Source organism: Pantoea vagans (assembly GCF_004792415.1).
In the GTDB taxonomy this organism is placed as follows: Bacteria; Pseudomonadota; Gammaproteobacteria; order Enterobacterales; family Enterobacteriaceae; genus Pantoea; species Pantoea vagans.
In genome coordinates this window covers 551,347-576,965 of the sequence record NZ_CP038853.1, presented here as the reverse complement: position 1 = coordinate 576,965, position 25,619 = coordinate 551,347, and the positions used below count along the sequence as shown (strand labels likewise).

Genomic DNA, 25,619 nt, shown 5'->3' with positions numbered 1-25,619 from the left:
TGCTAAAACTCAAACTGATAGAGCAAATCGAGAGCCTGATCCACACCGGATACGGCTTCCAGATAGAGCTTAGGCATCAGGCGGTAACGCAAGGTTAACGTCGCCAGTGAATCAAATATGCCAACACCGTATTTTACCTGCAGACCCGGTAGTACATAGCCACTGACCTGCACCTGCTGGCTGTCGCCAACACCCGCAGTATCAACGGCCAGATTACTGACACCGAATGTCTCCCCGATTTTACCCACAACCTGCCCACTTTGTGCAACCCCTAAGCCAACAAGGGCCGAAGTAAGGGCGTTACTGTCACCGTCACTGCCTAATCCCTGACCGCGCAGCAGATAGGAAAGCGCTTCCTGCTGCGACATCGCCGGATCGGAGAAGACTTCCGCTTTCGGCTCATCGGCAAGGCCGGTGACGCGCAGACCGGCGGTGACGCCATCTTCAGTCGCATCCGGGTTACGGATAGCTTCCAGATTGACGTAAGGCTGATCCGGCGGACCGGCAAACTGCAGCTCGCCTTTACGGACGATCAGATCCTGACCATAAGCGTGGAAGCGACCGGACGGAATGTTGATCTGGCCATTCAGACCAAGCCCTGTCCTATCCTGTACCAGTTTAAGATCGCCATTCAGTTTCGCTTTCAGGCCAAATGCCGAGAGCCGCACATCGTTACCGACGTGGATCACCAGATTACTGTTAATCGGGATCGCGGTGGTTTGCGGTGCAATTGGCTTCAGCTGTTTATCCAGCATCACCTCATCCGACGAAACGCCGGTGGCGCTTTCCGGCACTTCCTGCACCGTGATGCGCGCCCACGGAATGTCGACCCGGCCATCAAGGTTAAAGGCGGCTGGCGTCGCTTCAAACACCAGATCCGGCGAGACATCCATGCGCACCATCGGTGGCACGGTCACGCGAACCCGGCTGCCCTGCGCCGCAATGCGCGCACGCCAGTTATCGAGCTGGCTCCAGTCGGCATTACCGCTGAGGTTAATGTTGCCCTGCGCGGTCTGCACCAGCCCGTTCAGGGTGGAGCTCATGCCGTTGAACACCAGATTCAGGTTAGCGGCTGTGAGATCGACCGGCATAAAGTTGCCATCCACATCGACACCCGTCAGACCAAGCTGACCAAACACCTGCGGCTGCTGGATGCTGCCACCCAGACGCAGGCTGCTGTTCAGGCTGCCTTTGATCTTCTCGCCCTGCATCAGCGCCGGATTGATCATCGCCAGCGAGATATTGCGGATGTTAACGTTACCGCCCAGCGTGCGGCGGTTTTGCGGATCGTCGATCTGCACATTGCCATCCAGCTGCCCGTTATTGGCGATGCGGATCAGCCAGTCGAGCTTAGCGCGTCCGTTTTGCAGCGCGGCATTGAGGTTCAGCGTATCAAAGGCGATCGGCAGGTTATTGCCCTGCACATCCTGCACCACTTTCACGCCGTTGCCTTTCAGCGCCACGGTGCCGGTCGGCAGCGCGCCGTCGGCCGTCCAGTTGACGCGCACATCACCGCTGAACAGGCCGCTGAGCTGGGTCGCATCCGGCATAAACGGCTTCACCATCGCCAGGTCAAAGCGATTCAGCACGACATGCGCCTTGCCTGCCGGCCCGGCTTCTACCGGCTCTGGTACACAAATCTGTGCATTCGGATTCTGCCAGCAGTGCGGCCCGATGGTCGCCGTCTGGCGGCTGTTGAGATAGTCGATGGCCATCGCGCGGGTCAGACGCCACTCGCCGACAGGCGTATCAAAATGGGTATCGTTCAGCGAGCCTCTCCAGCGTTCGGTCTGGCGATCGAAGCTGCCATTCAGCGCCAGCTGGCCAGAGACCGGTTTGCCCTGCACATTCAGCTTCAGCTGATGCTGACGCTCGTTGCCGTCCGCATTCAGCGTCAGCAGGCTGATGTTCAGCGCATCCTGCTTCAGTTGCTCGACGCGCAGTTGCAGTTTGCCCGCCACCTGTTCGCCGGAGCGTACATCGCCATTCAGCGTAACGCGATTAATCTGCATCTGCTGCCAGCGCAGACCACGGGCATTGAGATCGGCCAGCAGCTGCGGAGCTTTCAGGGTGCCACGCGCTTTGATAGTGCCGTTGACGACACCGCCCAGACCGGGCAGCGCATTGTCGAGCTGTGGCGCGTCGATGCTGGCATCAAGATCCAGACTGTCGCCCAGCGCCCCTTTGACATCCAGATGGTTGCGTCCCAGCGCCAGCTTAATGCCCGGCACCGTCCACTGGTTGTAGCTGTTACCGGTCAGTGAGCCGTCAGCGGTCACGGCGTTCTGCTTCACATTTCCTTTCAGCTGAAGCTGCGGCACACTCAGCTGCCAGCTGCCGCCATAGAGACTGCCGCGGGTGGTGATTTTTCCATCCAGCCGCGCTGGCCAGTCAGGATACTGTTTTGCGGTGTTGATCCCGGCCAGCGTCAGCTCACTGCGCCAGCTGATCGCCTTGCTCCAGTCCACCAGCGCGGTGAGGTCAATATTGCCCTGCAATGCAGCCACGCGCAGGCGATCCAGGCTGAACTGCTCAACATTGCCTTTACCCGTCAGCGAGATATTGGCTGGTGGTACCGACTCGCCCTTCACGGCGGTCTGCAGTGACATCACATAGTCGGTGGCTTTGCCTTTGAACTGATAGTCCAGGTTATCCGCCTGATACTGTACCGGGCCGGTTAACGGCCAGCGCAGCTGCGGACTGGTCAGCTGCAGCGACAGCGGCAGTCCCGCCACGGCCAGTTGAGTGGTCGCATCCAGCTGTGCTTTCACCGGACCGGAAAGATTCAGTCCCAGCTTCAGCTCGTCGCGCATTGCACCATTCAGTTTCAGCGCCAGCTTTTCGCCTTTGATCGGGTCGGTGTTAACCGTGCCGTTCAGGGTGAAATCGACCGGCCAGTTATCCGCCAGCGTCGCCTGTCCGCTGCCGTTGAGGTTGCCAAGATTCGAGTCGACTTCCAGCGTCGTCAGTTGCATCTGACGATCGGCGGTTTTAGCTTTCAGCAGTAACCGGCTGACGGAGATATCGGTGTCGCCGGTAATGCGCAGCTGCTCACCCAGAATCTGCTGCACCTCAATATCCAGCGGCAGACGGAAATCGGGCAGCGCAGGCAGCAGCGGTTGGGCAAACATCGCCTGCAGCGTTTCACCCAGCGGTTTCTCCGCAGGGTGAGGCTGCTGAACCTTCGGCTCCACCACCTCTTCATTCACGACTTTCGCCGCTTTCGGCAGCGCAATCAGCAGGCTTTGAATACGGGTCGGATTCAGCGTGAGCGCGCGATCCTGCCATTGCAGGCCAGTAGTGAAGTCGAGCAGCGAGATCGCCGTGTCATCCACTTTGACATTGATGTTGTGCAGGCCAAGGTGACGCAGCGTAATCGGGTACGGCGTACTGAGGTTGGTGTTGCCACTCTCCTCTTCCGGCGCTGGCGCAGCAGGTGTCATCTTCTTGCTGTCGACGACCACGCTGATATCACGCAGGGAAACATCGTTAACGCAGACGGAGGAGTGCAGCAGGCAGTTGAGATCCACCGCCAGATGGATTTGCCCGGCATCGACGCTGACGCCTGGCATCTCAAAACGCAGACCGTTGAGCGTCAGGTTACGCCAGCCGCCCTCGACCTGCCTGATGGACAGGCCGGGCACCCAGCGCGATGCCCCCTTCAGCACTAAATGCAGCCCCGGCGTGGTACCAATTAAAAATGCCACGCCGCCCAACAGCAGTACCAGAAAGATCAGAATACCGATCAGGACCTTTTTCCACAGCTTCATAGTTCTGGCCCCAGCCCTACGTAGAATTGTAATCCATGTGCCTCGTCATCCCCGATGGGTCTGGCGATATCAAATTTGATGGGGCCAACCGGCGAAGACCAGCGCACGCCGACGCCCGCACCGGTTTTGATATTGCTCTGTTTGATGTCGTTAACGGCTTCACCCGAGTCAACGAACACCGCGCCCCACCATTTTCCGGTGACGTTGTACTGATATTCCAGCGATCCGGTGGCGAGTTTGGATGCACCGGTGAGTTTGCCGTCGTCATCACGCGGCGAAATGTTTTTGTATTTGTAGCCGCGAATACTGCGGTCGCCCCCGGCAAAGAAGCGCAGATCCGGCGGCACTTTGTCAAAGTCGTTGGTTTCGATCCAGCCAAGATTGCCGCGCGCCACAAAACGATGGCTGTCGCCCAGCGTGCGGATCCAGACGTTCTGCGCCTGCAGGATCAGGAAGTCAACGTCTGAACCCCAGGTCGTATCCGAGACGTCCACCGAGTAGCGCTGTGAATCGCCCCAGGTCGGCATCAGACCGCCCCGCGAACGGGTGCGGTTTACGCTGACGCCGGGATAGAGCAGCATCGTAGTGTTGGTCACGCTGCCCTGCGTAAAGTGGTCCAGGCTCCAGCGCAGGTTAACTGCCTTCTGCCAGCCGCTGCTGCTGTCCCAGTTGCGCGACATCGCCAGCGTCGTGGTGTCGGCTTTAGTGTCGTTGAGGTCAGTGCGCTTCAGGCCGCCAGAGAAGGTGTAGTACTGCTCCAGCGGGCTTTTCAGCAGCGGCACTTTGTAGCTGAGATCGACCTGCTGTTCCGGCGCAGAAACGTAGGCGCTGGCCGCCAGACTGTGGCCGCTGTCATTGATCCACGGTTTTTTCCAGGTGCCTTTCAGGCGCGGACCGACATCAGTGGAGTAGCCGACACCGGTTTCAATAGTGTTTTCGGTGCGGGGCGACATCACGGCATTCAGCGGCAGGACTTTGGTCTGGCGTCCCTTGCTGAACTCCGGCGCAACCACCACCGAATTAAACCAGCCGGTGGCGGAGAGACGCCGATTCAGCTCGGCTAAATCGCGGGAGCTGTAGTAATCCCCCTCTTTGAACGGTACCAGGTTCTGCAGGTACTCTTCGCGAATCTGCGAACCCTGGAACGTGACGTCGCCAAAGCGATAGCGCTCGCCGCTGTCGTAATCAATATCCCAGAAGGCTTCACGCCGTTCCACCGAGACGCCGAGCTGGCTTTTTTTAAAGGTGCCGTCGAAATAGCCGTTACGCAGCGCAAGATTTGAGAAGCCGCTTTTGAATCGGTCATACTGGCCGTGGTTAAGCTGCGTGCCCACTTTGGGCCGTCCCTGCTTCACCCAGGCTTTATAATCGGCGTCGTTCCGCGCATCGCCTTCGACCACGATAGTGCTGCCGCCGATTTTTACCGGTTCGCCTGGGGTGACATGGGCCACTAAAACCGGACGTCCACCCTGCGCAGGCGCGGGGCGGGATTCAAAATCGATAGTAGGTTCATAATAACCGAGTGCGCGCAGCCCCTCTTTTATCGCAACAGAGACACGCGCGCGAAAACGACCATCGTTAGAGACCTCATCGCTGCCGATGGTCGACAGGCGCGCCCTGACATTTCTCTGAAGATCCCCGGTTAAGCCGTCTACCTGTAATCGCACTGTCGCCGCCTCAAGGGCGGGCGCGGCAAGCAGCAGGCCAGCCATGCAATAAACATAAAATCGTGGCACCTGTACTCCTGTTAATCATGCCGGCCCCTTTTCCGCGGGGCACTTATTAATCATCTTTGCCCGCACTACCGCAACGGCAACACCCTCATCATAGCCGCACTTTATGGTAAACGGCGGCGCAACGCTGACATCTAAGTCAAATAACAGGGTATTGTCGGTAAATGGGTATCGCGATACAACTCCTGAGGGGTGGAATGATCAATTCCGGATGACTCACTCAGATAAATCCGAGTCAATAACCGGCCGCTCAGGACGCAGATGCGGTGTGATGCGGCGGTTTGCCCTCTGGCGGCACAATGAGCGCTCCTGCTATAATCTGCCACCACAGGCATTCCGCCTGTTTTCATTTCTGCCCCGACATCTTTTTCCTGTCGAACAGGCGCAGACATTTTTGGCACGGATAGCTGTGATTCACGGATAAACCAACTCTGTTTGCGCTTACCCACGCTGCCCAGGCCAAAAATGACAAGTGGATAACCCTTTGGATCTCATATGTTAGATAGCTTGCTTGTCATTCTGTTGCTGATCGTAATCAGTGCCTTTTTTTCTCTGTCAGAGATATCGCTGGCGGCCGCCCGTAAGATCAAACTGAAACTGCTCGCCGATGAAGGCAATGTTAATGCGCAGCGTGTCCTTAAAATGCAGGAAACGCCGGGCATGTTCTTCACCGTGGTGCAGATTGGCCTTAACGCCGTCGCCATCCTGGGCGGTATTGTCGGCGACGCGGCTTTTTCACCGGTTTTCAGCGGCCTGTTTAACCGTTTTGTCTCGCCGGAACTGGCAGAGCAGCTCAGCTTTATCTGCTCCTTCACCATCGTCACCAGCCTCTTTATCCTGTTCGCTGACTTAACCCCGAAGCGGGTTGGCATGGTCGCACCGGAGACCATCGCGCTGCGCATCATCAACCCAATGCGTTTCTGCCTGCTGGTGATGCGTCCGCTGGTCTTTCTGTTTAACGGCCTGGCCAACGTCTTCTTCCGTATTTTCAAACTGCCGATGGTGCGTAAAGATGACATCACCTCTGACGACATCTATGCCGTTGTTGAAGCGGGTGCGCTGGCGGGCGTGCTGCGTAAGCAGGAGCATGAGCTGATTGAAAACGTGTTTGAGCTGGAATCGCGTACCGTTCCCTCTTCAATGACCTCACGTGAGAATATCGTCTGGTTTGATCTGCATGAAGATGAGACCAGCCTCAAGACCAAAATCGCTGAACATCCGCATTCTAAGTTTCTGGTCTGCAGCGGTGATATCGATCATATCGTCGGTTATGTCGACTCTAAAGAGCTGCTGCTGCGTGTGCTGGGCAATCAGAGTATGGCGCTGAACAGTGGCCTGCAGATTCGCTCTGCGCTGATTGTGCCGGACACGCTGACCCTCTCCGAAGCGCTGGAAAGTTTTAAAACCGCTGGCGAAGATTTCGCGGTGATTATGAACGAGTATGCGCTGGTCGTGGGCATTATTACTCTGAATGACGTGATGACCACGCTGATGGGTGACCTGGTAGGCCAGGGCATGGAAGAGCAGATTGTGGCGCGCGATGAAAATTCATGGCTGGTTGAGGGCGGTACACCGATTGATGACGTGATGCGCGTGCTGGACATTGATGATTTCCCGCAGTCAGGCAACTACGAAACCATCGGCGGCTTTATGATGTATATGCTGCGTAAGATTCCAAAGCGTACTGATTTTGTGAAGTTTGCTGGCTACAAATTCGAGGTGGTGGATATTGATAGCTATCGCATCGACCAGCTGCTGGTTACCCGCATCGACGAACGACCGCCGGTGCTGAGCATGACGAAAAGCGAAGAAGAGTAGAATGACTGAGGGCCAGATTCAGACTGTGAAATAAATAGTCTGACGGGCCAGACACTAAGGGCGCCATCGGCGCCCTTGATATTAGTTGAACTCAAGCTTGAGACGAACGACCTGGCGGTTAATTTCTGACATCACGCTCAGATGCTGTTTGTCTTTGACGCGCGGGATCAAGACTTTCCCTTTATCGAACTCGAACGCGCCAACGTCCTTGATATACAACCTTCCTTTGAACAGCGTTTTTACATATTTCGCTATTTGTAGCGGATTATAGCGCTGGAAGATCTTCATACTGACTAACTCCTGTACATTTTTAAAGCACGCTTCGCCGTTTCCAAATTTGGTTCCAGCCCATGAAGCGCGAATTCGCGATAACTATAGAACACTAAAATCGACTGGTGTTCCGAAAAGTGAATTTTTTTACTGAATTGACACATCATTACAGAACACTCTGTTATCAGGGTCATACAAGACAGTATAAACCTTCATTGGTTAAGGAATTGTGGTGTCCATAACAAACCTGACACCTTTCCATGACAGGCGCATCATCCCTGCTTACTATTGCAGTAAAATGACTGACTGGTCCGATCACTTAAGGAAATAGCAATGCGAAACATTCTGACCGCGGCGGCGTTGTCTTTGCTGATACCAGCAAGCGTGATGGCCCATGACCTCAGAAAGGATATGCGGGTTCCCCCGGTGGGGGTTAATGACAAAGGCGAACTGTTATTAAAGCAGGAGAAGTTTAGCTACAAAAACTGGAATAGCGCGCAGCTCAGTGGAAAAGTTCGCGTGGTCCAGCATATTGCTGGCCGCTCCTCCGCTAAAGAGATGAATGCGGCACTGATAGAGGCAATCAAAGCTGCGAAGCTGCCGCACGATCGCTATCAGACTACCACTATCGTGAATACCGATGACGCCATTCCCGGCACCGGCATGTTTGTGCGTAGCAGCGTTGAGACCAACAAGCAGCAATATCCATGGTCGCAGTTTGTCATCGACAGCAAGGGCAATGTGCAGCATGCCTGGCAGTTACAGCCGGGCGGTTCCGCCATTATGGTGCTGGATAAACAGGGCAAGGTGAGATTTGTGAAGGATGGATCGCTGACGCAGGATGAAGTGACAAAGGTGATGGCGCTGCTGGCCTCACTGCTGAAAGAGTAATTGCTGAAATCCCGGCGGTCACAGCGCAACCGCCGGGATTTCATCAGCCTGCAAATTCAGACAGCATTAAAACAGGGAGACGCGGAAGCCAGGATTAAGGAAGGATTCGCGCGGCGCGTAGTCCAGGGTTTTACCCTGCCAGTCATGCACATGGGCGCCAGCGGCCATCGCCACGGCATGACCCGCGCCGGTATCCCAGATGTTGGTGGGCCCGAAACGGGGATAGAGCTGGGCTTTACCTTCCGCCACCAGGCAGAATTTCAGAGAAGAGCCGGTGGCGACGGTCTGATGTTCACCCAGCTGTTTCAGGTACTCTTTCATCTCGGCGTCATCGCCATGGGAGCGGCTCACCACGACCAGCGGAGGACGCGCGTCACGGGCATGAATCTGTTCACGCTGACCGCCCTCTTCTTTCCACGCTTTGCCGTCTGCAGCGGCGTACATGACGCCCAGCACCGGTGCATAAACCACGCCCATCACCGGCTTGCCCGCTTCGATTAGTGCAATATTGACGGTAAATTCGCCGTTGCGTTTGATGAACTCTTTGGTGCCATCCAGCGGATCGACCAGCCAGTAACGCTGCCAGTGCTGACGCACCTCCCAGGCTGGGGGATCTTCTTCTGACAGCACCGGGATCTCAGGCGATAACTGCTTCAGGCCCTTCATGATAACGTTGTGCGCCGCGATATCCGCAGCGGTCACCGGTGAATCGTCCGATTTGTGAGAAACGTCAAGCGGCGCGGCACCGTTATAGACCTGCATAATCGCGTCGCCCGCTTCGCGTGCCAGTTGGCAGATTTGCTCTAACATTTTTCACCTCGTTGTGTCTGTCTGCTGCGGGATAGATTCACCCCAGCTAGTGACATTTTAGCAGTTCAGCCTGCGGTGCTCATGTGCAGGCAGGCTGACCCATCAATTCATAGATATATCAATATCATAGTTATCCGACAATCGCCACGCCTGCGCTGCTGCGCCTCCGTCGTATAAGAATCCGCCGCTGGCTGATGCGTCAAAACGTTATATCCATCACGATTTAAAATGACTATCTGTCATGCTTTTACATTATTTTGAGAGCCTTAATTTAATTTGCAGCAGGAGCAAGCATGTTTAAGCCCGGAATGATGTTACTGGCCCTGAGCGTTTCCGTCGCCACCCAGGCCGCAACGGTAGATTTGCGGATACTGGAAACCACCGATCTGCACAGCAACATGATGGATTTCGACTACTACAAAGACACGCCAACCGAGAAGTTTGGTCTGGTGCGAACCGCCACGCTGATTCACGCCGCGCGCCAGGAGGTGAAGAACAGTCTGCTGGTCGATAACGGTGACATCATCCAGGGCAGCCCGCTGGGTGACTATATGGCAGCCAAAGGATTACGTGAGGGCGAGATCCATCCGGTCTATAAGGCGCTCAATACGCTGGATTACAGCGTCGGCAACCTCGGTAATCATGAATTCAATTATGGCCTGCCCTACCTGAAAAAAGCGCTGGCAGGCGCCCGCTTTCCTTATGTAAATGCCAACGTGATTGACGTGAAGAGCGGCAAGCCGCTGTTTACTCCTTACATCATCAAATCCACCACGATGGTTGATCGTGACGGCAAAAAGCAGACCCTGAAGATTGGCTATATCGGCTTTGTGCCGCCGCAGATCATGGTGTGGGACAAAGCCAACCTGCAGGGCAAGGTGCGGGTCGATGACATCACCGAAACGGCACGCCGTTATGTGCCTGAGATGCGCGCACAGGGTGCCGATCTGATTATCGCTATCCCCCACTCCGGCCTGAGCAGCGAGCCGTATCACACGATGGCGGAGAACTCGGTTTACTATCTCAGCCAGGTGGAAGGCATCAACGCCATCCTGTTTGGTCATGCACATGCGGTCTTCCCCAGTGAGGAGTTCGCCGCCATTAAGGGTGCGGACATCGCTAACGGCACGCTGAACGGCATTCCGGCGGTGATGCCAGGCATGTGGGGCGATCACCTGGGCGTGGTCGATCTGGTGCTGAGCAATGAAGATGGACACTGGCAGGTAAGCAGCGGCAAAGCGCAGGCGCGGCCGATTTATGACATCGCCGCGAAAAAATCGCTGGCGGCGGAAGATCCGGCACTGGTGAAAGTCCTCGCTGACGATCACCGCGCGACGCGGGAGTTTGTGGCGAAACCCATCGGCAAGTCCGCCGATGTGATGTACAGCTATCTGTCGCTGGTGCAAGACGACCCGACAGTGCAGATCGTCAATAATGCGCAGCGCGCCTACGTGGAGCACTTTATTCAGGGCGATCCGGATCTGGGCCAACTGCCGGTACTCTCTGCTGCTGCGCCGTTTAAAGCGGGCGGACGTAAAAACGACCCATCGAGCTACACCGAAGTGGAGAAAGGCGCGCTGACCTTCCGTAACGCCGCCGACCTTTATCTCTACCCCAATACGCTGGTGGTGATGAAAGTCACGGGCGCACAGGTCAAAGAGTGGCTGGAGTGTTCGGCGGGCCAGTTTAACCAGATCGATCCGCACAGCAGCAAAACGCAGTCGCTAATCAACTGGGATTTCCGCACCTATAACTTCGATGTGATTGACGGGGTGAATTACCAGATTGATGTGACTCAGCCTGCGCGCTACGACGCGGAGTGTCAGCTGATCCACCCGGATGCTTCACGTATCCGCCAGCTTAGCTGGCAGGGTAAGCCCGTCGATCCGCAGGCCATTTTCCTGGTCGCGACCAATAACTATCGCGCTTACGGCGGCAAGTTTGCCGGTACCGGGGATAAATACATTGCCTTTGCTTCGCCGGACGAGAACCGGGCAGTAGTCGCGGCTTATATCAGCGCGGAAACCAAAGCGTACGGAGAAGTGCAGCCGAAGGCAGACAATAACTGGCGTCTGGCACCGATTACCTCATCCACCCCGCTCGATATTCAGTTTGAAACGGCACCGGGTGATAAGGCGACCGGCTTTATTCAGCAGCATGCGCAATATCCGCTTCAGTCCAAAGGCACAGATGCGATTGGCTTTGCGCTGTGGCAGGTGAATTTACAGCAGAAATAAGGCGGGAGAAAACGCTGCAACCGGATTGGTTGCAGCGTCCGGGTATTACAGAATTTCCAGCAGCTCAACTTCGAAGATCAGGGTGCTGAATGGTGGGATAGAGGCACCCGCACCGCGCTCGCCATACGCGAGGTTCTGTGGGATGACCAGTTCCCATTTTGAGCCAACCGGCATCAGGGTCAGTGCTTCGATCCAGCCAGGGATAACACCGCTTACCGGGAATTCTGCCGGTTCGCCACGGGCAACCGAGCTGTCGAATACGCTGCCGTCGATCAGTTTGCCGGTGTAGTGAACGCGTACGCGATCCTGACGTGATGGGATTGGACCTTCGCCCTGAGTAATCACGCTGAACTGCAGGCCTGATTCGGTGCTGCTCACGCCTTCACGCTGCGCATGTTCCTGCAGGAACGCCTGACCTTCTGCTGCCATGGCTTCGGTACGCTCACGACGTACGCCTTCCGCACGTTCGTGTACTTCACGCAGTGCGCGATGAACCACGTCAACCGGTACGGCCGGTGAGTTCCCTTCCAGCGCGTCGCGCAGACCCGCGAGCAGTGCTTCTGGTTGCAGACCCTGCAGACCAGATTCCAGCAACTGCTGGCCAACCTGTAAACCAATACCGTAACTTGCTTGTGCTTCGACGCTGTCGAAAGAAGGGGTAGTCATCTTCGTTCCTTTCACTCTCGGATAAATTCGAACCGGCAGCATAGCAGCGCAGGCCGCTGGCGTAAAATGCCCTGCGTCGCAGATGACTTTTGCGGGGGAAAGAGAAACAATAGAGCCGTCAAATTTATCAATGCTGGCAGGCACTTCGCGCCGGTATTGCCCATACTATAACTATCGATGGGGATCACCCCGTCTGTAGCACCTGAATAAGAGAGCAAACATGGGCCAGATTGCCCCACGACGCCGCAGGATGCGTGCACAACATATTGTATCCCGGCTGCAGAGCTGGCTGGCCGCACGCAGGCCACAGCAGCCTGCCGGAGAGGAGAAACCCCGAATGGCTTCAGACGCGTCATCCCGCCTGCCGACATGGCTTCAGCGTATCTGGCATTTTACCGACCACATTCGCTGGATGGACCCGCTGCCTGCGCCGCACCGTCGGGGCATCGTAGCCGCTCTGCTGGTGATGCTGGTAGCGTTTCTCTGGCCCGCCAGTACATTGCGCTATCCGGTTGAGCAGCCTGTCGCACCCCAGGCGGAGAAAGAGGTGCCGATGCAGGCGGATATTTATGAAAACAACGGTACCCGTCAGCCTTCATCTTCGCAATCTCAGCAGACGCCAAAAGCCGATTCTCAGGGTGAATGGCGTAACCTGACCATTGCGTCCGGTCAGACGCTGGCGCAACTGTTTCGTGACAACAGTCTGCCGGTCAATGATGTGTTTGCGATGGCGCGGGTGGAAGGCAGCGATCAGCCGCTCAGCACACTGAAAAGTGGCCAGCAGGTTAAAATCCGTCAGGATGCGCAGGGCGTGGTTACAGGACTGACAGTAGATGGCGCTAACGGCCCGGTGCTGTTTACCCGTCAGCCCGATGGCAGCTTTATTCGCGCGCAGTAACGCGGCCAGCAGAAAGTCATAAAAACAAAAACGCCGGCACAGGGCCGGCGTTAATGTCGTGCTCAGTTAATCAGGATTAACCAGCAACAACTTTCACGTTCAGTTTAGCGAATACTTCGCTGTGAACCTGGAAGTCTACTTCATGCTCACCGGTAGTGCGCAGAACGCCGTTCGGCAGACGAACTTCGCTCTTAGCCACTTCAACGCCTGCTGCAGTCACTGCATCAGCGATGTCGCGGGTACCGATTGAACCGAACAGTTTACCTTCATCGCCTGCTTTAGACGTGATGGTTACCGTGCCCAGTGCATTGATTTTCTCAGCGCGTGCAGTTGCTGCAGACTGAACGTCAGCCAGTTTGGCTTCCAGTTCAGCACGGCGTGCTTCGAAGAACTCAACGTTTTTCTTAGTAGCAGGAACAGCTTTGCCCTGTGGTACTAAGAAGTTACGAGCGTAGCCCGCTTTAACGTTAACCTGATCACCCAGGGTGCCAAGGTTTGCTACTTTATCAAGCAGAATAACTTGCATTACCTTATCCTCTTAAAGTCGTTAATGGACAGTTGCCGATTACTGATGACGATCAGTGTACGGCAGCAGAGACAGGTAACGCGCACGCTTGATGCAGCGAGCCAACTGACGCTGGTATTTTGCACGAGTACCGGTGATACGGCTCGGGACAATTTTACCGCTTTCGGTAATGTAGTTTTTCAACGTTGCGATGTCTTTGTAATCGATCTCAACAACGCCTTCCGCGGTGAAACGGCAGAACTTGCGACGACGGAAATAACGTGCCATTAGGCTAGTCTCCAGAATCTATCAATTCAATCTGCTCGGCATGGAACACCACTTTGCTCTGGCCATTTCGTGCCTGATGGCAACTAATGAAACCGTCGAGTGTGAGTTGCGTGCCGACCGTTATATGTTGAGTAATCACCTGATGGGCGCTGCCGCTAATAATAACAGGCATACGACACCAGGCTTGCCGGTGAAACCCGGCCTCCTCCTGCACTGAGCGGTGCTCAAGCACGAACTGACAGTGAGGAATTCCTGACGGGCTAACTCTTCGAACCGGTGTCCTGCACACAGTGCCAGACAGGCGAAGCCGATTGACCGTCACGATGGATTACTCTTCAGAATCCCCAGCATCTGACTCATCAGCGGATTCGTTAGCAAAATCTTCGCGACGATCACGACGCTCATCTTTCGCTTTAACCATCGGCGATGCTTCAGTTACCGCGTTTTTAACGCGCATAACCATGCTACGGATAACGGCGTCGTTGAAGCGGAAGTTCGTTTCCAGCTCATCGATCGCTTCCTGCGGCGCTTCAACGTTCATCAGAACGTAATGCGCTTTGTGCAGTTTGTTGATCGGGTAAGCCAGTTGACGGCGGCCCCAGTCTTCCAGACGGTGAATCGTGCCTTCTGCACCAGTGATAGCACCAGTGTAACGCTCGATCATGCCAGGAACCTGTTCGCTCTGGTCAGGATGAACCATAAATACGATTTCGTAATGACGCATCGAAATTGCTCCTTACGGATTATTCAGCCTCCTGTCGGGGTCAACCGCGGCCCATGGAAGCAAGGAACGTTATAGGCTGTGTCCCACAAAGGTTCGCTGTGACGAGCGCTTGTGGGACACAGCCTGAGAATGCGGCTGAAAAATTGACGCGTAATCATACTGGCGACGGCCCCTGAACTCAAGCGCACATTTAAACAAATTGCCGGCAGCGTGCCAGATACCGTGGCTTTTTGTGCTAATGATGTGAATACAGCGGGTTAATACCGCTTTGTTCAAAAACGCTGACAGAGAGGTTCAGAGGAACGATCTGGCGATAATATGCTCAGTCGCTAAACTGAATAAAGACGCGACGGTTCGCTTAGTGGCGTCATTCAGAGTGTGTTCCCTGAAGTGAGGAGTCGGGCATGAAAACGTTCGTCATCGCCACTTTACTGGGTCTCTTCCTGTCTCCACCCGCTCTTGCCAGCTATGCTGACTGTGCGCAGCAGATGAGAAGTCACAGCAGCGAAGCGGCATCGGGTTATGTCTACGTTAACCGGCTGGATACGCCGGAAAGAAACCCGGTTAATGCGCCTGCCAGAACAGCAGAAAAATCGTCTGCACACTGGTAAGGGCCGGTAAGTTTACGGGCGGCAGAGTCCTTCTCCGCCCGTTCATCGTTTAAAGCTGATTTTTAAAAAAGCTGACCAGCGCCGTTAAGGCGGATGGCGTAATCTTATGTCCAATCTGTTTTTCCGACAGCGTGGTCAGATGCTGCGCCAGCCCGTTTTCACGCAGTGCGCGCTCCAGTCGTACGCTCTCCGCCCAGGGCACCACCTCATCCGCCTCGCCATGCCACAACAGCAAGGGTCGGTTTGCCAGTGCCTCCAGATGGTTGCAGGGATCATAGTCCGCCAGCGGGGCCATGCGGGCCGCAAACTGCGCCTTCTGCTCCGGCGTGTCAGCCACCAGCGGCGGAAACAGCGACTCGCTGAGCTGCATAAAATAGCCCGATCCCATCATGCAGGCGACGCTCTGAATCTGCGGATAACGTGCCATCGCACCCAGCGCCGTCATGCCACCCATCGATGCACCTGCCACCGCGAAATGCCTGTCAGCGATCAGATTCTCATTACGCAGCGCAGTCTCCAGCATCGGCAGCTCATCAATATTCTGCTTCAGAATCTCCCAGAAGCGGCCCAGCCGTGCTTCGGCGTCACCGTGATAACGCGCGCCGTGCAGTTCGGCATCCGGCATAACTGCCCGAAAGCCCGCCTGCGCCAGCGCAACGGCGAAGTAGGCGTAGACCTCTTTTGATGAGGTGAAACCGTGATAAAACAGTACGGTCGGCAGTGGCTGATGCCGCTGTCCGGCAGGCGTAGCGTGCAGGCATTCAATACCGGCCAGCGTTTCTGTGGTGAGTTCAATCATGGTCTCTCCTGAGCAGGGGCAAGGCGTGCCGTTCAAGTGTACGTTCTGCGGGTTAATTTGCGAAATTCCCCGCTGCGCTTAGTTATGCTTTTCCACGCTAAACTTTTTCCGCAGCGTGCCGTTGATCGTGTATTCCCCTAACTTGATCAAAGGTAATTTATGAAGCGTCTCTCTCTCAGCGGACTGAGTCTCGGAGTTAAGCTGTCTGTACTGACGTCTCTCAGCGTAACGCTGCTGTTGCTGGTACTGACACTGACTCAAAGCCACAACGCCTCGCGCCAGCTGGAAAATCTCGCCATTGATGACATGCACAATCAGGTGCAGGGCATCAGTGAAATGACCACGATGTTCAATGCCACCCTCACCGAAGAGGTGTCTCATTACACCAGCCTCTTTACCAGCTTTCTGCCTAAGCGCTTTAGCCTGGATGAAAGCTCGCGGGTGCAGGTCGGTGCCTTTTCGACGCCCGTGCTGCGCGCCGGGTTAAAAACGCTGAACCTCGATCAGACCGCGGTTGACGATTTCACCGAACGTACCGCCGCCGTGGCGACCATTTTTGTGCGCGACGGCGACGATTTTATCCGTATTTCCACCTCACTGAAAAAGCAGGATGGCAGCCGCGCGATTGGTACGCAGCTTGACCGCACTGGTGCCGCCTGGAAAAGCGTTCATCAGGGCGAAGTCTATCAGGGGCTGGCGACACTGTTCGGCCACCGCTACATCACCCAGTATCAGCCGGTAAAAGATGAGAGTGGCAAGGTCGTCGCCATCCTGTTTGTCGGCGTAGGCATTGATAAGCAGTATGCCCTGATGCGCGAAAAGATTCTGGCGCGCCGGCTGGGCGACAGCGGCCATTTCTATGTGCTCAACGGCACGCCCGGCAAGAATCAGGGCGAGTATCTGTTCGATCAGCACAACGAAGGGAAACGGCCAGACTGGGATGACGCGACACTGCAGCCGCTGCTGACGCAGCCGCAGGGCATGCAGCAGGTGGAGATCAACGGCGAGCAGCAGATGCTGGCATGGCAGCAGTTGCCGGGCTGGAACTGGGTGATTACCGGTGAAGTTAACCGTGCCAGCCTGCTCGCCCCGATTACCCACAGCCGTAACCTGTTCCTGATTACCGGACTGATTCTGGTGGTGATCTTCGCGCTGGGGTTTGTCTGGTACAGCAGTCGGGCAATTACCCGTCCGCTGCAGCAGGTGATCCATCTGGCGGAGCAGTATGCCGCCGGAAATCTGCAGGTCCATATGGATACCCGCCGTCGTGATGAAGTCGGTCAGTTGATTATTGCGATTAACGGCATTGGCGATGGGCTGGAAAAAATCGTCGGCCAGGTGCGCAGCGCAGCGCAGGAGATCAGCGACGGCACGGACACCATCGCGGCCAGCAGCCATAACATCAGCGAGCAGATCGGACGTCAGGCCAGCAGCGTGGAGCAGACCTCAGCCAGCATGGAGCAGTTTGGTGCCACGGTCGAACACACTGCTGACAGCCTGCGTCAGGCGATGTCACTGGTGGCCGAAGCCAGCGATATCGTCAGTCATGGCAGCCAGACGGTGGTGCGCTCGGTTAATACCATGTCAGCCATTAAGGTGTCATCACAAAGCATTGCGGATATCACCCATGTGATTGAGTCAATCGCCTTCCAGACCAATATTCTGGCACTGAATGCGGCCGTTGAAGCGGCACGAGCCGGTGAACAGGGACGTGGCTTTGCCGTGGTGGCCGCAGAAGTGCGTGCGCTGGCACAGCGTTCCGCGCAGGCCGCCAAAGAGATTGATGGACTGATTGCCACCTCCATCAGCAACGTGGCGGAGGGACACCAGCTCTCTGAGCAGACGCGCGATGCGATGACCGACATTGTGACCCACATCGAACAGGTGCAGGCGCTGATGGGCGAGATCAACGTAGCAGCGCAGGAGCAGGCGGCGGGTATCGGCCAGGTGAATCTGGCGATGAACCAGATCAGTCAGGCGACCCATCAGAACAGCGAACTGGTGGCACAGGCAGAAAACAGCGCACAGAACCTGAGTGATAAAGGGCATCACCTGACCCAGCTGGTCAGCGTTTTCAGCCTTAAATCCTGACGTCATTCAGGACGATGACATACACTTACTGTTTCGTCCTGAACAGGGGTTTTGCTATGCGTTCCGCTTACTTACTGATAATAAGTCTGTTGCTGGCAGGCTGTTCTGCGCTTGAAACCACGCCAAAAGCCCCGCCTGCGCCAACCCAACAGGCGCAGGAGATTTCACGGGCACAGAGTGGCGGTTTGCCGAAGCTGGGTAACATTACCGTTAACGTGCATGGCTCACCGGATGATGCCCAGCGAGCCATCGCCGCTCAGGCTAATCAGGCTGGCGCGGCTTACTATCAGATTGTGATGCTGAGCGAAACGGTAATGCCCGGTTTATGGTACGCCAGCGCGATTCTGTACGGTGCATCACCGGCCACAGGCGCGGGCCAGTAACCGGTCAGTCACTGCAGCCTCAGACGGGTGTGAACCCCGCTGGTCGAGCCACTGCTGGCACCACGCATCGGCCAGGGGTGGCTCACTGTATTTCAGTAGCTGAGCGCCTGTCGCCAGCTGCAGCAGCGTGTGGGTGACGTCGCGCGCCTGCTCTTCAGGAACCTTCTTAAGCCTCAGTCGCAGCTGACGCCAGCGCGTATCGAAATGCCGATTACTCCCTTTTACCGCCTCAAACTCCTGACTCAGCATCTCTGTCACCTCTGCGTGACGGCTAAGTACGCGCAGCACGTCAAGACACATTACGTTGCCCGATCCTTCCCAGATGCTGTTGACCGGCATGTCACGATAGAGGCGCGGCAGCTCACTCGCTTCGCAATAGCCGATGCCCCCCAGCACTTCCATCGATTCCGCCACAAACGGCGCTCCCGCTTTGCAAATTACATATTTTGCCGCTGGCGTAAACAAGCGGGCAAAGGCGACCTCATGCGGTTTGGCCGGTTGTGACCAGGCACGAGCCAGCCGCATCAGCAGGGCGGTTTGCCCCTCAAGCTGCAGCGCCTGCTGTGCCAGAACCTGCCGCATCAGCGGCTGATCCACCAGGTTTTTCCCCATGACCTGACGCTGATGAGCATGCCAGAGTGCCACCGAGAAGGCGCGCCGCATCTGACCATGACTGCCGAGCGCGCAGTCAAAGCGCGTCATACCGGCCATTTTCAGGATCAGCCGTACGCCTTCGCCCTCCTCCCCCAGCAGCCAGCCGGTCGCGTCGCGAAACTCCACTTCGCAGCTGGCATTTGAGCGATTGCCCAGCTTATCTTTGAGCTGCTCAAGCTGGATGGCGTTACGTGACCCGTCGGGCAACAGGCGCGGCAGGAAAAAGCAGCTTAATCCCTCGGGCGTCTGGGCCAGGACCAGATGCGCATCACTCTGCGGCACTGAGAAGAACCACTTGTGGCCGGTCAGCCGCCAGGCTTCACCCGGGCCTCGTGCGCCCAGCGGCTCGGCACGGGTAGTGCTGGTAAGCAGATCGCTGCCGCCCTGCTTTTCTGTCATGCCCATCCCGATCAGCAATCCGCGTTTCTGGTCGCCGGGCTGTGCGTGCGTGTCGTAGCGATCGCTGAGCAGCGGATCGAGCCAGCTTTCAAACGCGGCGGGCAGATAAGCCTGCAGCAGCGGAATGGCGGCGTGCGTCATGGTCACCGGGCAGAGCGTACCCGCATCTACCTGTGCGTGCAGAATAAAGCGTGCAGCGCGCGCTACGCTGGCCTGTTCACGCACCGTCGGTTGCCATCTGAGATTGTGCAGACGACTGGCGCAGACGCCCTGCATCAGCAGGTGCCAGGCAGGATGAAAACGAACCTCATCCAGGCGCACGCCACGGGCATCGTAGCGCAGCAGTTCAGGCGGTTCAGCGTTGGCGAGCCGCCCCAGCTCCAGCGACTCGGCGCTGCCCAGCTGGCGGCCGACTGACGCCAGCCATTCCCCATCCCATCCGGCGCCTTCGCGTGACAGTGCCTCGCCAAGCGGCGTGTCGGACAGGAACAGGTTACTGTTGCTCAGAGGATGGGGCTGATTAAAAACGGTGTGTGTTGTCCAGGTCATAACCACTCCTCGCGGATGTCACTCACTAAGTATACCCGTCGTCTTTCAAGCTGCATTTTTGTTGGCTGCGTTCACTCACCCGAATCACTTACTCATGTAAGCTCATCGGGATTCGTTCTCTTGCCGCCTCAATGCAACCCGAAATTCTTTGGGTATATATGAATGACGCGCAGTTATGCCTGGTACAGAAACTAATTTGTGGCGAGGATCACATCGGGGATCAGGCGTTGCGCTGACGCACTGCTTCAAACAGGCAGACACCGGTTGCGACCGAGACGTTGAGTGAAGAAACACTGCCCGCCATCGGAATGCTGATCAGCTCATCACAATGCTCGCGGGTCAGACGACGCATGCCTTCGCCTTCCGCACCCATCACCAGCGCCATCGGACCGGTCATTTTGCTCTGGAAGACGGTATGATCCGCTTCTCCTGCGGTGCCGACCACCCAAATGTTGTACTCCTGCAGCAGGCGCAGTGTACGCGCAAGGTTAGTGACGCGAATCAGCGGCACGTTCTCTGCCGCACCGCTGGCCACTTTTTTGGCCGTGGCATTCAGGGGAGCAGAGCGATCTTTCGGCACGATAATCGCATGAACACCGGCCGCATCGGCGCTGCGCAGGCAGGCACCCAGGTTGTGCGGATCGGTAACCCCATCCAGCACCAGCAGGAAAGGCTTCTCCAGGCTCTGCAGCAGATCCGGCAGGTCGCCTTCCTGATACTGACGACCCGGTTTTACCCGCGCCACGATGCCCTGATGCACACCGCCTTCAACCTGGCTGTCGAGCCACTTACGCTCGGCCAGCTGAATCACGATCCCCTGAGCTTCCAGCGCGGCGACCACGGGTTGCAGGCGACGATCGTCGCGGCCTTTGAGGATAAAGACTTCCTGGAAACGTTGTGGATCACGTTCCAGCAGCGCCTGCACGGCATGGATACCAAAAATAATTTCGCTCATCGATCTGCTCAGTGGTTGGAAATGAATAAATGACCGCCCTTTCTGCGGAGAGAAAGGGCGGGTACGCGCACCATGTTAAGCTCAGCCTTCAGGCTCAGCTTTTTTTCTGGCGCGCTTCGCCCGGGTGGCGGCGGCGATTTTACGGGTTTTTTCCGAGACGTTTTTACTTTTTTTCTCGGTATTGGCCGCGGCAGGTTTCCCCTTGTCACCCCGGAATGCAGCATCCGGCTCGAAGTTGGACTTTTTGTTCACGTTACGACGACGCTTCGCTGGCGCGTTGTCTTCACGCTTCGCCCGATCACGCGCGGTTTTACCTTCACCACGCACCTGACGCTGGCTGGAGATAAGAGCAAAGTCGATTTTACGCTCGTCCATATGGACCGCCTCGACACGCACTTCAACGGTGTCACCCAGACGATAGGTACGGCCGCCCGATTCACCGATCAGACGCTGACCTACCGGGTCAAAACGGTAGTAATCGTTGTCGAGGGTTGAAACGTGCACCAGACCATCGATGAACAGATCGCTCAGGCGGACAAAGAAGCCAAATCCGGTCACGCTGGAGATGACGCCGTTGAAGACGTTGCCGACCTGATCCTGCATGAAGTCACACTTGAGCCAGTCCGCGACGTCGCGGGTTGCTTCATCGGCGCGACGCTCTGTCAGGGAACAGTGCAGACCCAGCTGCAGCATCTCCGGCATCTCGTAGTGATAGCCGCCGGTTGCTGTCGTCATATCTTTGGCGACATTGCGCTCCTTCGGCATCAGATATTTGATGGCGCGTTGTACCAGGCCTTTACCTTCATCCTGCTCTTTTGCCAGCAGATATTTAATGGCGCGATGCAGCGTCAGATCCGGGTAGCGGCGAATTGGCGAAGTAAAGTGCGCATACGATGAGAGTGCCAGACCAAAGTGACCGCGGTTTTCCGGATCGTAAACCGCCTGCTTCATTGAACGCAGCAGCATGGTTTGCAGCATTTCTGCATCAGGACGATCGGCAACCTGCTTCAGCAGCGCCGCATAATCCACAGGCTGCGGTTTGTTACCGCCTGGCAGAGTCAGTCCCAGCTCGTTGAGCACGGTACGGAAGCTCTTGATGCTCTCATCGGTCGGACGATCGTGATCGCGGAACAGTGCCGGTTCCTGATTTTTCTCAACGAAGCGTGCTGAGGCGATGTTCGCCAGGATCATGCACTCTTCGATCAGCTTGTGAGCGTCATTACGTGACGCGCGCTCAACCCGTTCGATACGGCGCTCGGCGTTAAAGATGAACTTCGCCTCTTCCGTTTCAAACGAGATACCGCCGCGCTCTTCACGTGCAGCGTCCAGTACCTGGTAGAGGTTGTGCAGCTCTTCAAGATCTTTAACCAGCGGTGCATACTGCTGACGCAGCTCTTTGTCGCCCTGCAGGATGTTCCAGACTTTGTTGTAAGTCAGACGCGCATGGGAGTTCATCACCGCTTCGTAATGCTTAAAGCCGGTGAGCTTACCTTTGGTCGAAATGGTCATCTCGCACACCATACAGAGTCGATCGACCTGCGGGTTAAGCGAGCATAAGCCATTCGACAGCACTTCCGGCAGCATCGGCACAACCTGCGACGGGAAATAGACTGAGGTGCCGCGCTGATGCGCTTCGTCATCCAGTGGCGTACCCGGACGGACGTAATAGCTCACATCGGCGATAGCCACCCACAGACGCCATCCGCCACCGCGTTTTTTCTCGCAGTAGACCGCATCATCAAAGTCACGGGCATCTTCACCATCAATGGTGACCAGCGGCAGTTTGCGCAGATCGACGCGGCCTTTTTTGGCCTCTTCCGGGACTTCTTCTTTCAGCTTGCTGACCTGAGCTTCCACTTCTGGCGGCCAGGTGTGCGGAATTTCATGGGTACGCAGCGCCATATCAACGGCCAGGCTGGTGCCCATATCATCGCCCAGAATCTCAGCCACTTTACCGATCGCTTTGGTGCGGCGGTTCGGACGCTGGACCAGCTCAACCACCACCACGGAACCCATGCGGGCATTCATCGTCTCTTCAGGCGGGATGAGGATATCAAAACTCAGGCGACTGTCGTCCGGTACCACGAAGCCGGCACCGGCATCGGTAAAGTAGCGGCCAACGATCTGATTGTTACGTGGTTCCTGCACGCGGACCACGCGCGCTTCGCGGCGGCCTTTACGATCGGCACCCAGCGGCTGCGCCAGGATTACGTCACCATGCATACAGAATTTCATCTGCTCTGCAGAGAGGTAGAGGTCATCTTTCTGACCTTCTGCCCGTAGGAAGCCGTAGCCATCACGGTGGCCAATGACTTTACCGCGCAGGAGATCAAGACGTTCTGGCAGCGCATAGCATTGACGGCGGGTGAACACCAGCTGACCATCACGCTCCATGGCGCGAAGGCGGCGACGCAGCGCCTCAAGGTGCTCTTCTTCGTGCAGATTCATCTCTTCAGCCAGCTCTTCACGGCTGGCTGGTTTTTCACGTTTTTCTAACAGAGCCAGAATAAATTCACGGCTTGGAATAGGGTTTTCGTATTTTTCAGCTTCTCTATCCTGAAAAGGATCTTTTGACATAGCGGTTCCTCCGATGTCATTTAATATTTATTTCCGCCGGCGATTTGGACAGGATGATTTCATAAAGTGGTGTATTTCCTTCGACCAAATCTGCCAGCGTATAGCTATCCAGCTCCTGCAAAAAGCGCTGCACTGCATCGTGCAGTGCCTGCTTCAGACGGCAGGCTGGTGTGATGGAACAGGAGGCGCAGTCCACTAATTGTAGCGGTTCCATCTTGCGTACCACGTCGCCAATAACAATCTGACGAGGCGGCATACCCAGGCGAATGCCCCCATTTTTTCCACGTGTTGCGGCAACGTAGCCCGCACGGCTCAGCTGATTGATGATTTTGACCATATGATTACGGGACAAACCATAAGTATTTGTCACTTCCGTAATATTGGTCTGCTGACCTTCAGGCAACGCTGCCAGATAAATCAGCGCCCGTAAGCCATAATCAGTAAAACTCGTGAGCTGCACAGTAACCTCAGTGAACCTTCAGGCGTGGCATTGCATTATTCGCCCTGTGATTGATGTCAGAATTAAATCGGATCGTCATTCGATTAGCTACGATGATAAACCAGAGTCTGATTTGCCGTGCGTTTTTTTAAGCCAGCACAAGGTTTGACAAGCGAAGGGAGGTAAAGTGGCATCAAAGAGTGGAAAAACAAGGGCCGGACAGCGTCCGGCCTGAATGATTATGCGTCGAATGGATCGCGCAGAATCATCGTTTCACTGCGGTCTGGACCGGTTGAGATAATATCAATCGGCACACCCGTAACCTCTTCTACACGCTTAATGTAGTCGCGTGCAGCCTGAGGCAAACCTTCCAGCGTTTTCACGCCAAACGTAGTCTCGCTCCAGCCTGGCAGGGTTTCGTAGATCGGCTCAATGCCTTCCCAGTTCTCTGCCGCCAGTGGCGTAGTGGTCACTTCACGGCCATCAGGCATACGGTAAGCAACACAGATTTTCACCTCTTTCAGGCCATCCAGCACGTCCAGTTTGGTCATGCAGAAACCTGACAGGGAGTTGATCTGAACCGCACGGCGAACCGCGACCGCATCCAGCCAGCCGGTACGACGACGACGTCCGGTGGTCGCACCAAACTCATTACCCTGCGCACAGAGGAATTCGCCGGTTTCATCGAACAGCTCAGTCGGGAACGGACCTGCGCCCACGCGGGTTGAGTACGCTTTCACAATACCCAGCACGTAGTCGACATAGCGCGGACCAATGCCTGAGCCGGTTGCCACGCCACCTGCGGTCGTATTGGACGACGTCACGTACGGATAAGTTCCGTGATCGATATCCAGCAGCGTACCCTGCGCGCCTTCAAACATAATCAGATCGCCACGCTTACGCGCGCTGTCCAGCAGTTCTGAAACGTCAACCACCATGCCAGTGAGGATGTCAGCGACTTCCATCACATCGCTCAGCACTTTGTCGAAGTCCACTGCCGGCTCTTTGTAGTACTCAACCAGCTGGAAGTTGTAGAAATCGACCACTTCTTTCAGCTTGGCAGCAAAGGTTTCTTTGTTGAACAGGTCGCTGACGCGCAGTGCACGACGGGCGACTTTGTCTTCATAAGCAGGACCGATGCCACGACCGGTAGTACCAATCGCTTTGGCACCACGGGCACGTTCGCGCGCCATATCCATCGCAACGTGATATTGCAGGATCAGCGGACAGGCTTCAGAAATCAGCAGACGTTCACGTACCGGGATCCCGCGCGCTTCCAGGCCTTTCATCTCTTTCATTAAGGCTTCAGGAGAAAGCACTACGCCGTTACCGATAATGCTGGTGACGTTATCGCGCAGAATGCCAGAAGGGATCAGGTGGAGGACGGTTTTTTCACCGTTGATGACAAGCGTGTGGCCCGCATTGTGGCCGCCTTGATAACGCACAACGTAATTCGCGCGCTCAGTCAGAAGGTCTACAATCTTACCTTTACCTTCGTCACCCCATTGGGTGCCCAGTACGACGACGTTCTTACCCATTTCTCAAAATCACC

22 protein-coding genes are annotated in these 25,619 nt (G+C 56.1%); 7 read left to right on the top strand and 15 right to left on the bottom strand.

Features of this window, described 5'->3' with window-relative positions:
* Positions 1-2: 2 nt before the first annotated feature.
* Positions 3-3,770 (bottom strand): autotransporter assembly complex protein TamB, encoded by a 3,768-nt coding sequence (gene tamB / locus EGO56_RS02825; protein ID WP_135907636.1) that lies wholly within the window; start codon positions 3,768-3,770, stop codon positions 3-5.
* Positions 3,767-5,482: an autotransporter assembly complex protein TamA gene (gene tamA, locus EGO56_RS02820; RefSeq protein WP_185948879.1), complete on the bottom strand. Its 1,716-nt coding sequence runs from the start codon at positions 5,480-5,482 to the stop codon at positions 3,767-3,769. Before tamA ends, tamB begins: the two co-directional genes overlap by 4 nt.
* 516 nt (positions 5,483-5,998) lie before the next feature.
* Between tamA and paeA the strand changes: the two genes are divergently transcribed.
* Positions 5,999-7,321: a polyamine export protein PaeA gene (paeA, locus tag EGO56_RS02815; RefSeq protein ID WP_013359164.1), complete on the top strand. Its 1,323-nt coding sequence runs from the start codon at positions 5,999-6,001 to the stop codon at positions 7,319-7,321.
* A gap of 81 nt (positions 7,322-7,402) precedes the next feature.
* Here paeA and EGO56_RS02810 read toward each other — a convergent pair whose 3' ends face one another.
* Positions 7,403-7,609 (bottom strand): DUF1107 domain-containing protein, encoded by a 207-nt coding sequence (locus EGO56_RS02810; RefSeq protein WP_003855513.1) that lies wholly within the window; start codon positions 7,607-7,609, stop codon positions 7,403-7,405.
* Positions 7,610-7,924: 315 nt separating this feature from the next.
* Between EGO56_RS02810 and EGO56_RS02805 the strand changes: the two genes are divergently transcribed.
* The gene (locus tag EGO56_RS02805; RefSeq protein ID WP_135907634.1) at positions 7,925-8,482 is read left to right on the top strand and encodes a YtfJ family protein; all 558 of its coding nucleotides are present in this window, start codon (positions 7,925-7,927) and stop codon (positions 8,480-8,482) included.
* Between the two features lie 66 nt (positions 8,483-8,548).
* Here EGO56_RS02805 and cysQ read toward each other — a convergent pair whose 3' ends face one another.
* Positions 8,549-9,292: a 3'(2'),5'-bisphosphate nucleotidase CysQ gene (gene cysQ / locus EGO56_RS02800; RefSeq protein ID WP_033734032.1), complete on the bottom strand. Its 744-nt coding sequence runs from the start codon at positions 9,290-9,292 to the stop codon at positions 8,549-8,551.
* A gap of 293 nt (positions 9,293-9,585) precedes the next feature.
* Here cysQ and EGO56_RS02795 point away from each other — a divergent pair, with 293 nt between their 5' ends.
* A complete protein-coding gene (locus EGO56_RS02795; protein ID WP_135907633.1) occupies positions 9,586-11,529 on the top strand; it encodes a bifunctional 2',3'-cyclic-nucleotide 2'-phosphodiesterase/3'-nucleotidase in 1,944 nt (647 codons plus the stop codon).
* Between the two features lie 45 nt (positions 11,530-11,574).
* Here the strand turns inward: EGO56_RS02795 and fklB are convergent, their stop codons facing one another.
* A complete protein-coding gene (gene fklB, locus EGO56_RS02790) occupies positions 11,575-12,195 on the bottom strand; it encodes a BamJ family beta-barrel-assembly machinery protein (RefSeq protein ID WP_010256433.1) in 621 nt (206 codons plus the stop codon).
* A gap of 220 nt (positions 12,196-12,415) precedes the next feature.
* Between fklB and EGO56_RS02785 the strand changes: the two genes are divergently transcribed.
* A complete protein-coding gene (locus tag EGO56_RS02785; protein ID WP_156105718.1) occupies positions 12,416-13,093 on the top strand; it encodes a LysM-like peptidoglycan-binding domain-containing protein in 678 nt (225 codons plus the stop codon).
* Positions 13,094-13,169: 76 nt separating this feature from the next.
* Here EGO56_RS02785 and rplI read toward each other — a convergent pair whose 3' ends face one another.
* From rplI to rpsF, 4 genes are read right to left on the bottom strand one after another with little or no spacing between them, the layout of a single operon-like run.
* Positions 13,170-13,619, bottom strand: coding sequence for a 50S ribosomal protein L9 (rplI, locus tag EGO56_RS02780; protein ID WP_098052284.1), 450 nt, complete (start codon positions 13,617-13,619; stop codon positions 13,170-13,172).
* A gap of 39 nt (positions 13,620-13,658) precedes the next feature.
* On the bottom strand, positions 13,659-13,886 hold the full coding sequence (rpsR, locus tag EGO56_RS02775; protein ID WP_002210155.1) for a 30S ribosomal protein S18: 228 nt from the start codon (positions 13,884-13,886) through the stop codon (positions 13,659-13,661).
* 4 nt (positions 13,887-13,890) lie between these two features.
* Entirely contained in the window at positions 13,891-14,208 is a 318-nt protein-coding gene (priB, locus tag EGO56_RS02770; RefSeq protein ID WP_013359169.1) for a primosomal replication protein N, read from the bottom strand.
* A 6-nt stretch (positions 14,209-14,214) separates the two neighbouring features.
* Positions 14,215-14,610: a 30S ribosomal protein S6 gene (gene rpsF, locus EGO56_RS02765; protein ID WP_003855334.1), complete on the bottom strand. Its 396-nt coding sequence runs from the start codon at positions 14,608-14,610 to the stop codon at positions 14,215-14,217.
* 404 nt (positions 14,611-15,014) lie between these two features.
* On the opposite strand from rpsF, the gene EGO56_RS02760 reads away from it, so the two are divergent.
* Positions 15,015-15,221 (top strand): hypothetical protein, encoded by a 207-nt coding sequence (locus tag EGO56_RS02760; protein ID WP_013359170.1) that lies wholly within the window; start codon positions 15,015-15,017, stop codon positions 15,219-15,221.
* A 49-nt stretch (positions 15,222-15,270) separates the two neighbouring features.
* Here the strand turns inward: EGO56_RS02760 and yjfP are convergent, their stop codons facing one another.
* On the bottom strand, positions 15,271-16,020 hold the full coding sequence (yjfP, locus tag EGO56_RS02755) for an esterase (RefSeq protein WP_135907632.1): 750 nt from the start codon (positions 16,018-16,020) through the stop codon (positions 15,271-15,273).
* A 159-nt stretch (positions 16,021-16,179) separates the two neighbouring features.
* Between yjfP and EGO56_RS02750 the strand changes: the two genes are divergently transcribed.
* On the top strand, positions 16,180-18,111 hold the full coding sequence (locus EGO56_RS02750) for a methyl-accepting chemotaxis protein (protein ID WP_135907631.1): 1,932 nt from the start codon (positions 16,180-16,182) through the stop codon (positions 18,109-18,111).
* Between the two features lie 56 nt (positions 18,112-18,167).
* Positions 18,168-18,494, top strand: a complete 327-nt coding sequence (bsmA, locus tag EGO56_RS02745; protein ID WP_033734041.1) for a biofilm peroxide resistance protein BsmA — start codon at positions 18,168-18,170, stop codon at positions 18,492-18,494.
* Here the strand turns inward: bsmA and EGO56_RS02740 are convergent.
* The 5 genes from EGO56_RS02740 to EGO56_RS02720 form a co-directional block, all read right to left on the bottom strand.
* A complete protein-coding gene (locus tag EGO56_RS02740; RefSeq protein ID WP_135907630.1) occupies positions 18,468-20,096 on the bottom strand; it encodes an isovaleryl-CoA dehydrogenase in 1,629 nt (542 codons plus the stop codon). The genes bsmA and EGO56_RS02740 overlap by 27 nt on opposite strands.
* Positions 20,097-20,316: 220 nt before the next feature.
* Entirely contained in the window at positions 20,317-21,051 is a 735-nt protein-coding gene (gene rlmB / locus EGO56_RS02735; RefSeq protein ID WP_033734044.1) for a 23S rRNA (guanosine(2251)-2'-O)-methyltransferase RlmB, read from the bottom strand.
* A gap of 81 nt (positions 21,052-21,132) precedes the next feature.
* A complete protein-coding gene (gene rnr / locus EGO56_RS02730; protein WP_033734046.1) occupies positions 21,133-23,628 on the bottom strand; it encodes a ribonuclease R in 2,496 nt (831 codons plus the stop codon).
* Positions 23,629-23,644: 16 nt separating this feature from the next.
* The gene (nsrR, locus tag EGO56_RS02725) at positions 23,645-24,088 is read right to left on the bottom strand and encodes a nitric oxide-sensing transcriptional repressor NsrR (RefSeq protein ID WP_013359177.1); all 444 of its coding nucleotides are present in this window, start codon (positions 24,086-24,088) and stop codon (positions 23,645-23,647) included.
* Between the two features lie 218 nt (positions 24,089-24,306).
* Positions 24,307-25,605, bottom strand: coding sequence for an adenylosuccinate synthase (locus EGO56_RS02720; protein ID WP_013359178.1), 1,299 nt, complete (start codon positions 25,603-25,605; stop codon positions 24,307-24,309).
* Between the last annotated feature and the right edge of the window lie 14 nt (positions 25,606-25,619).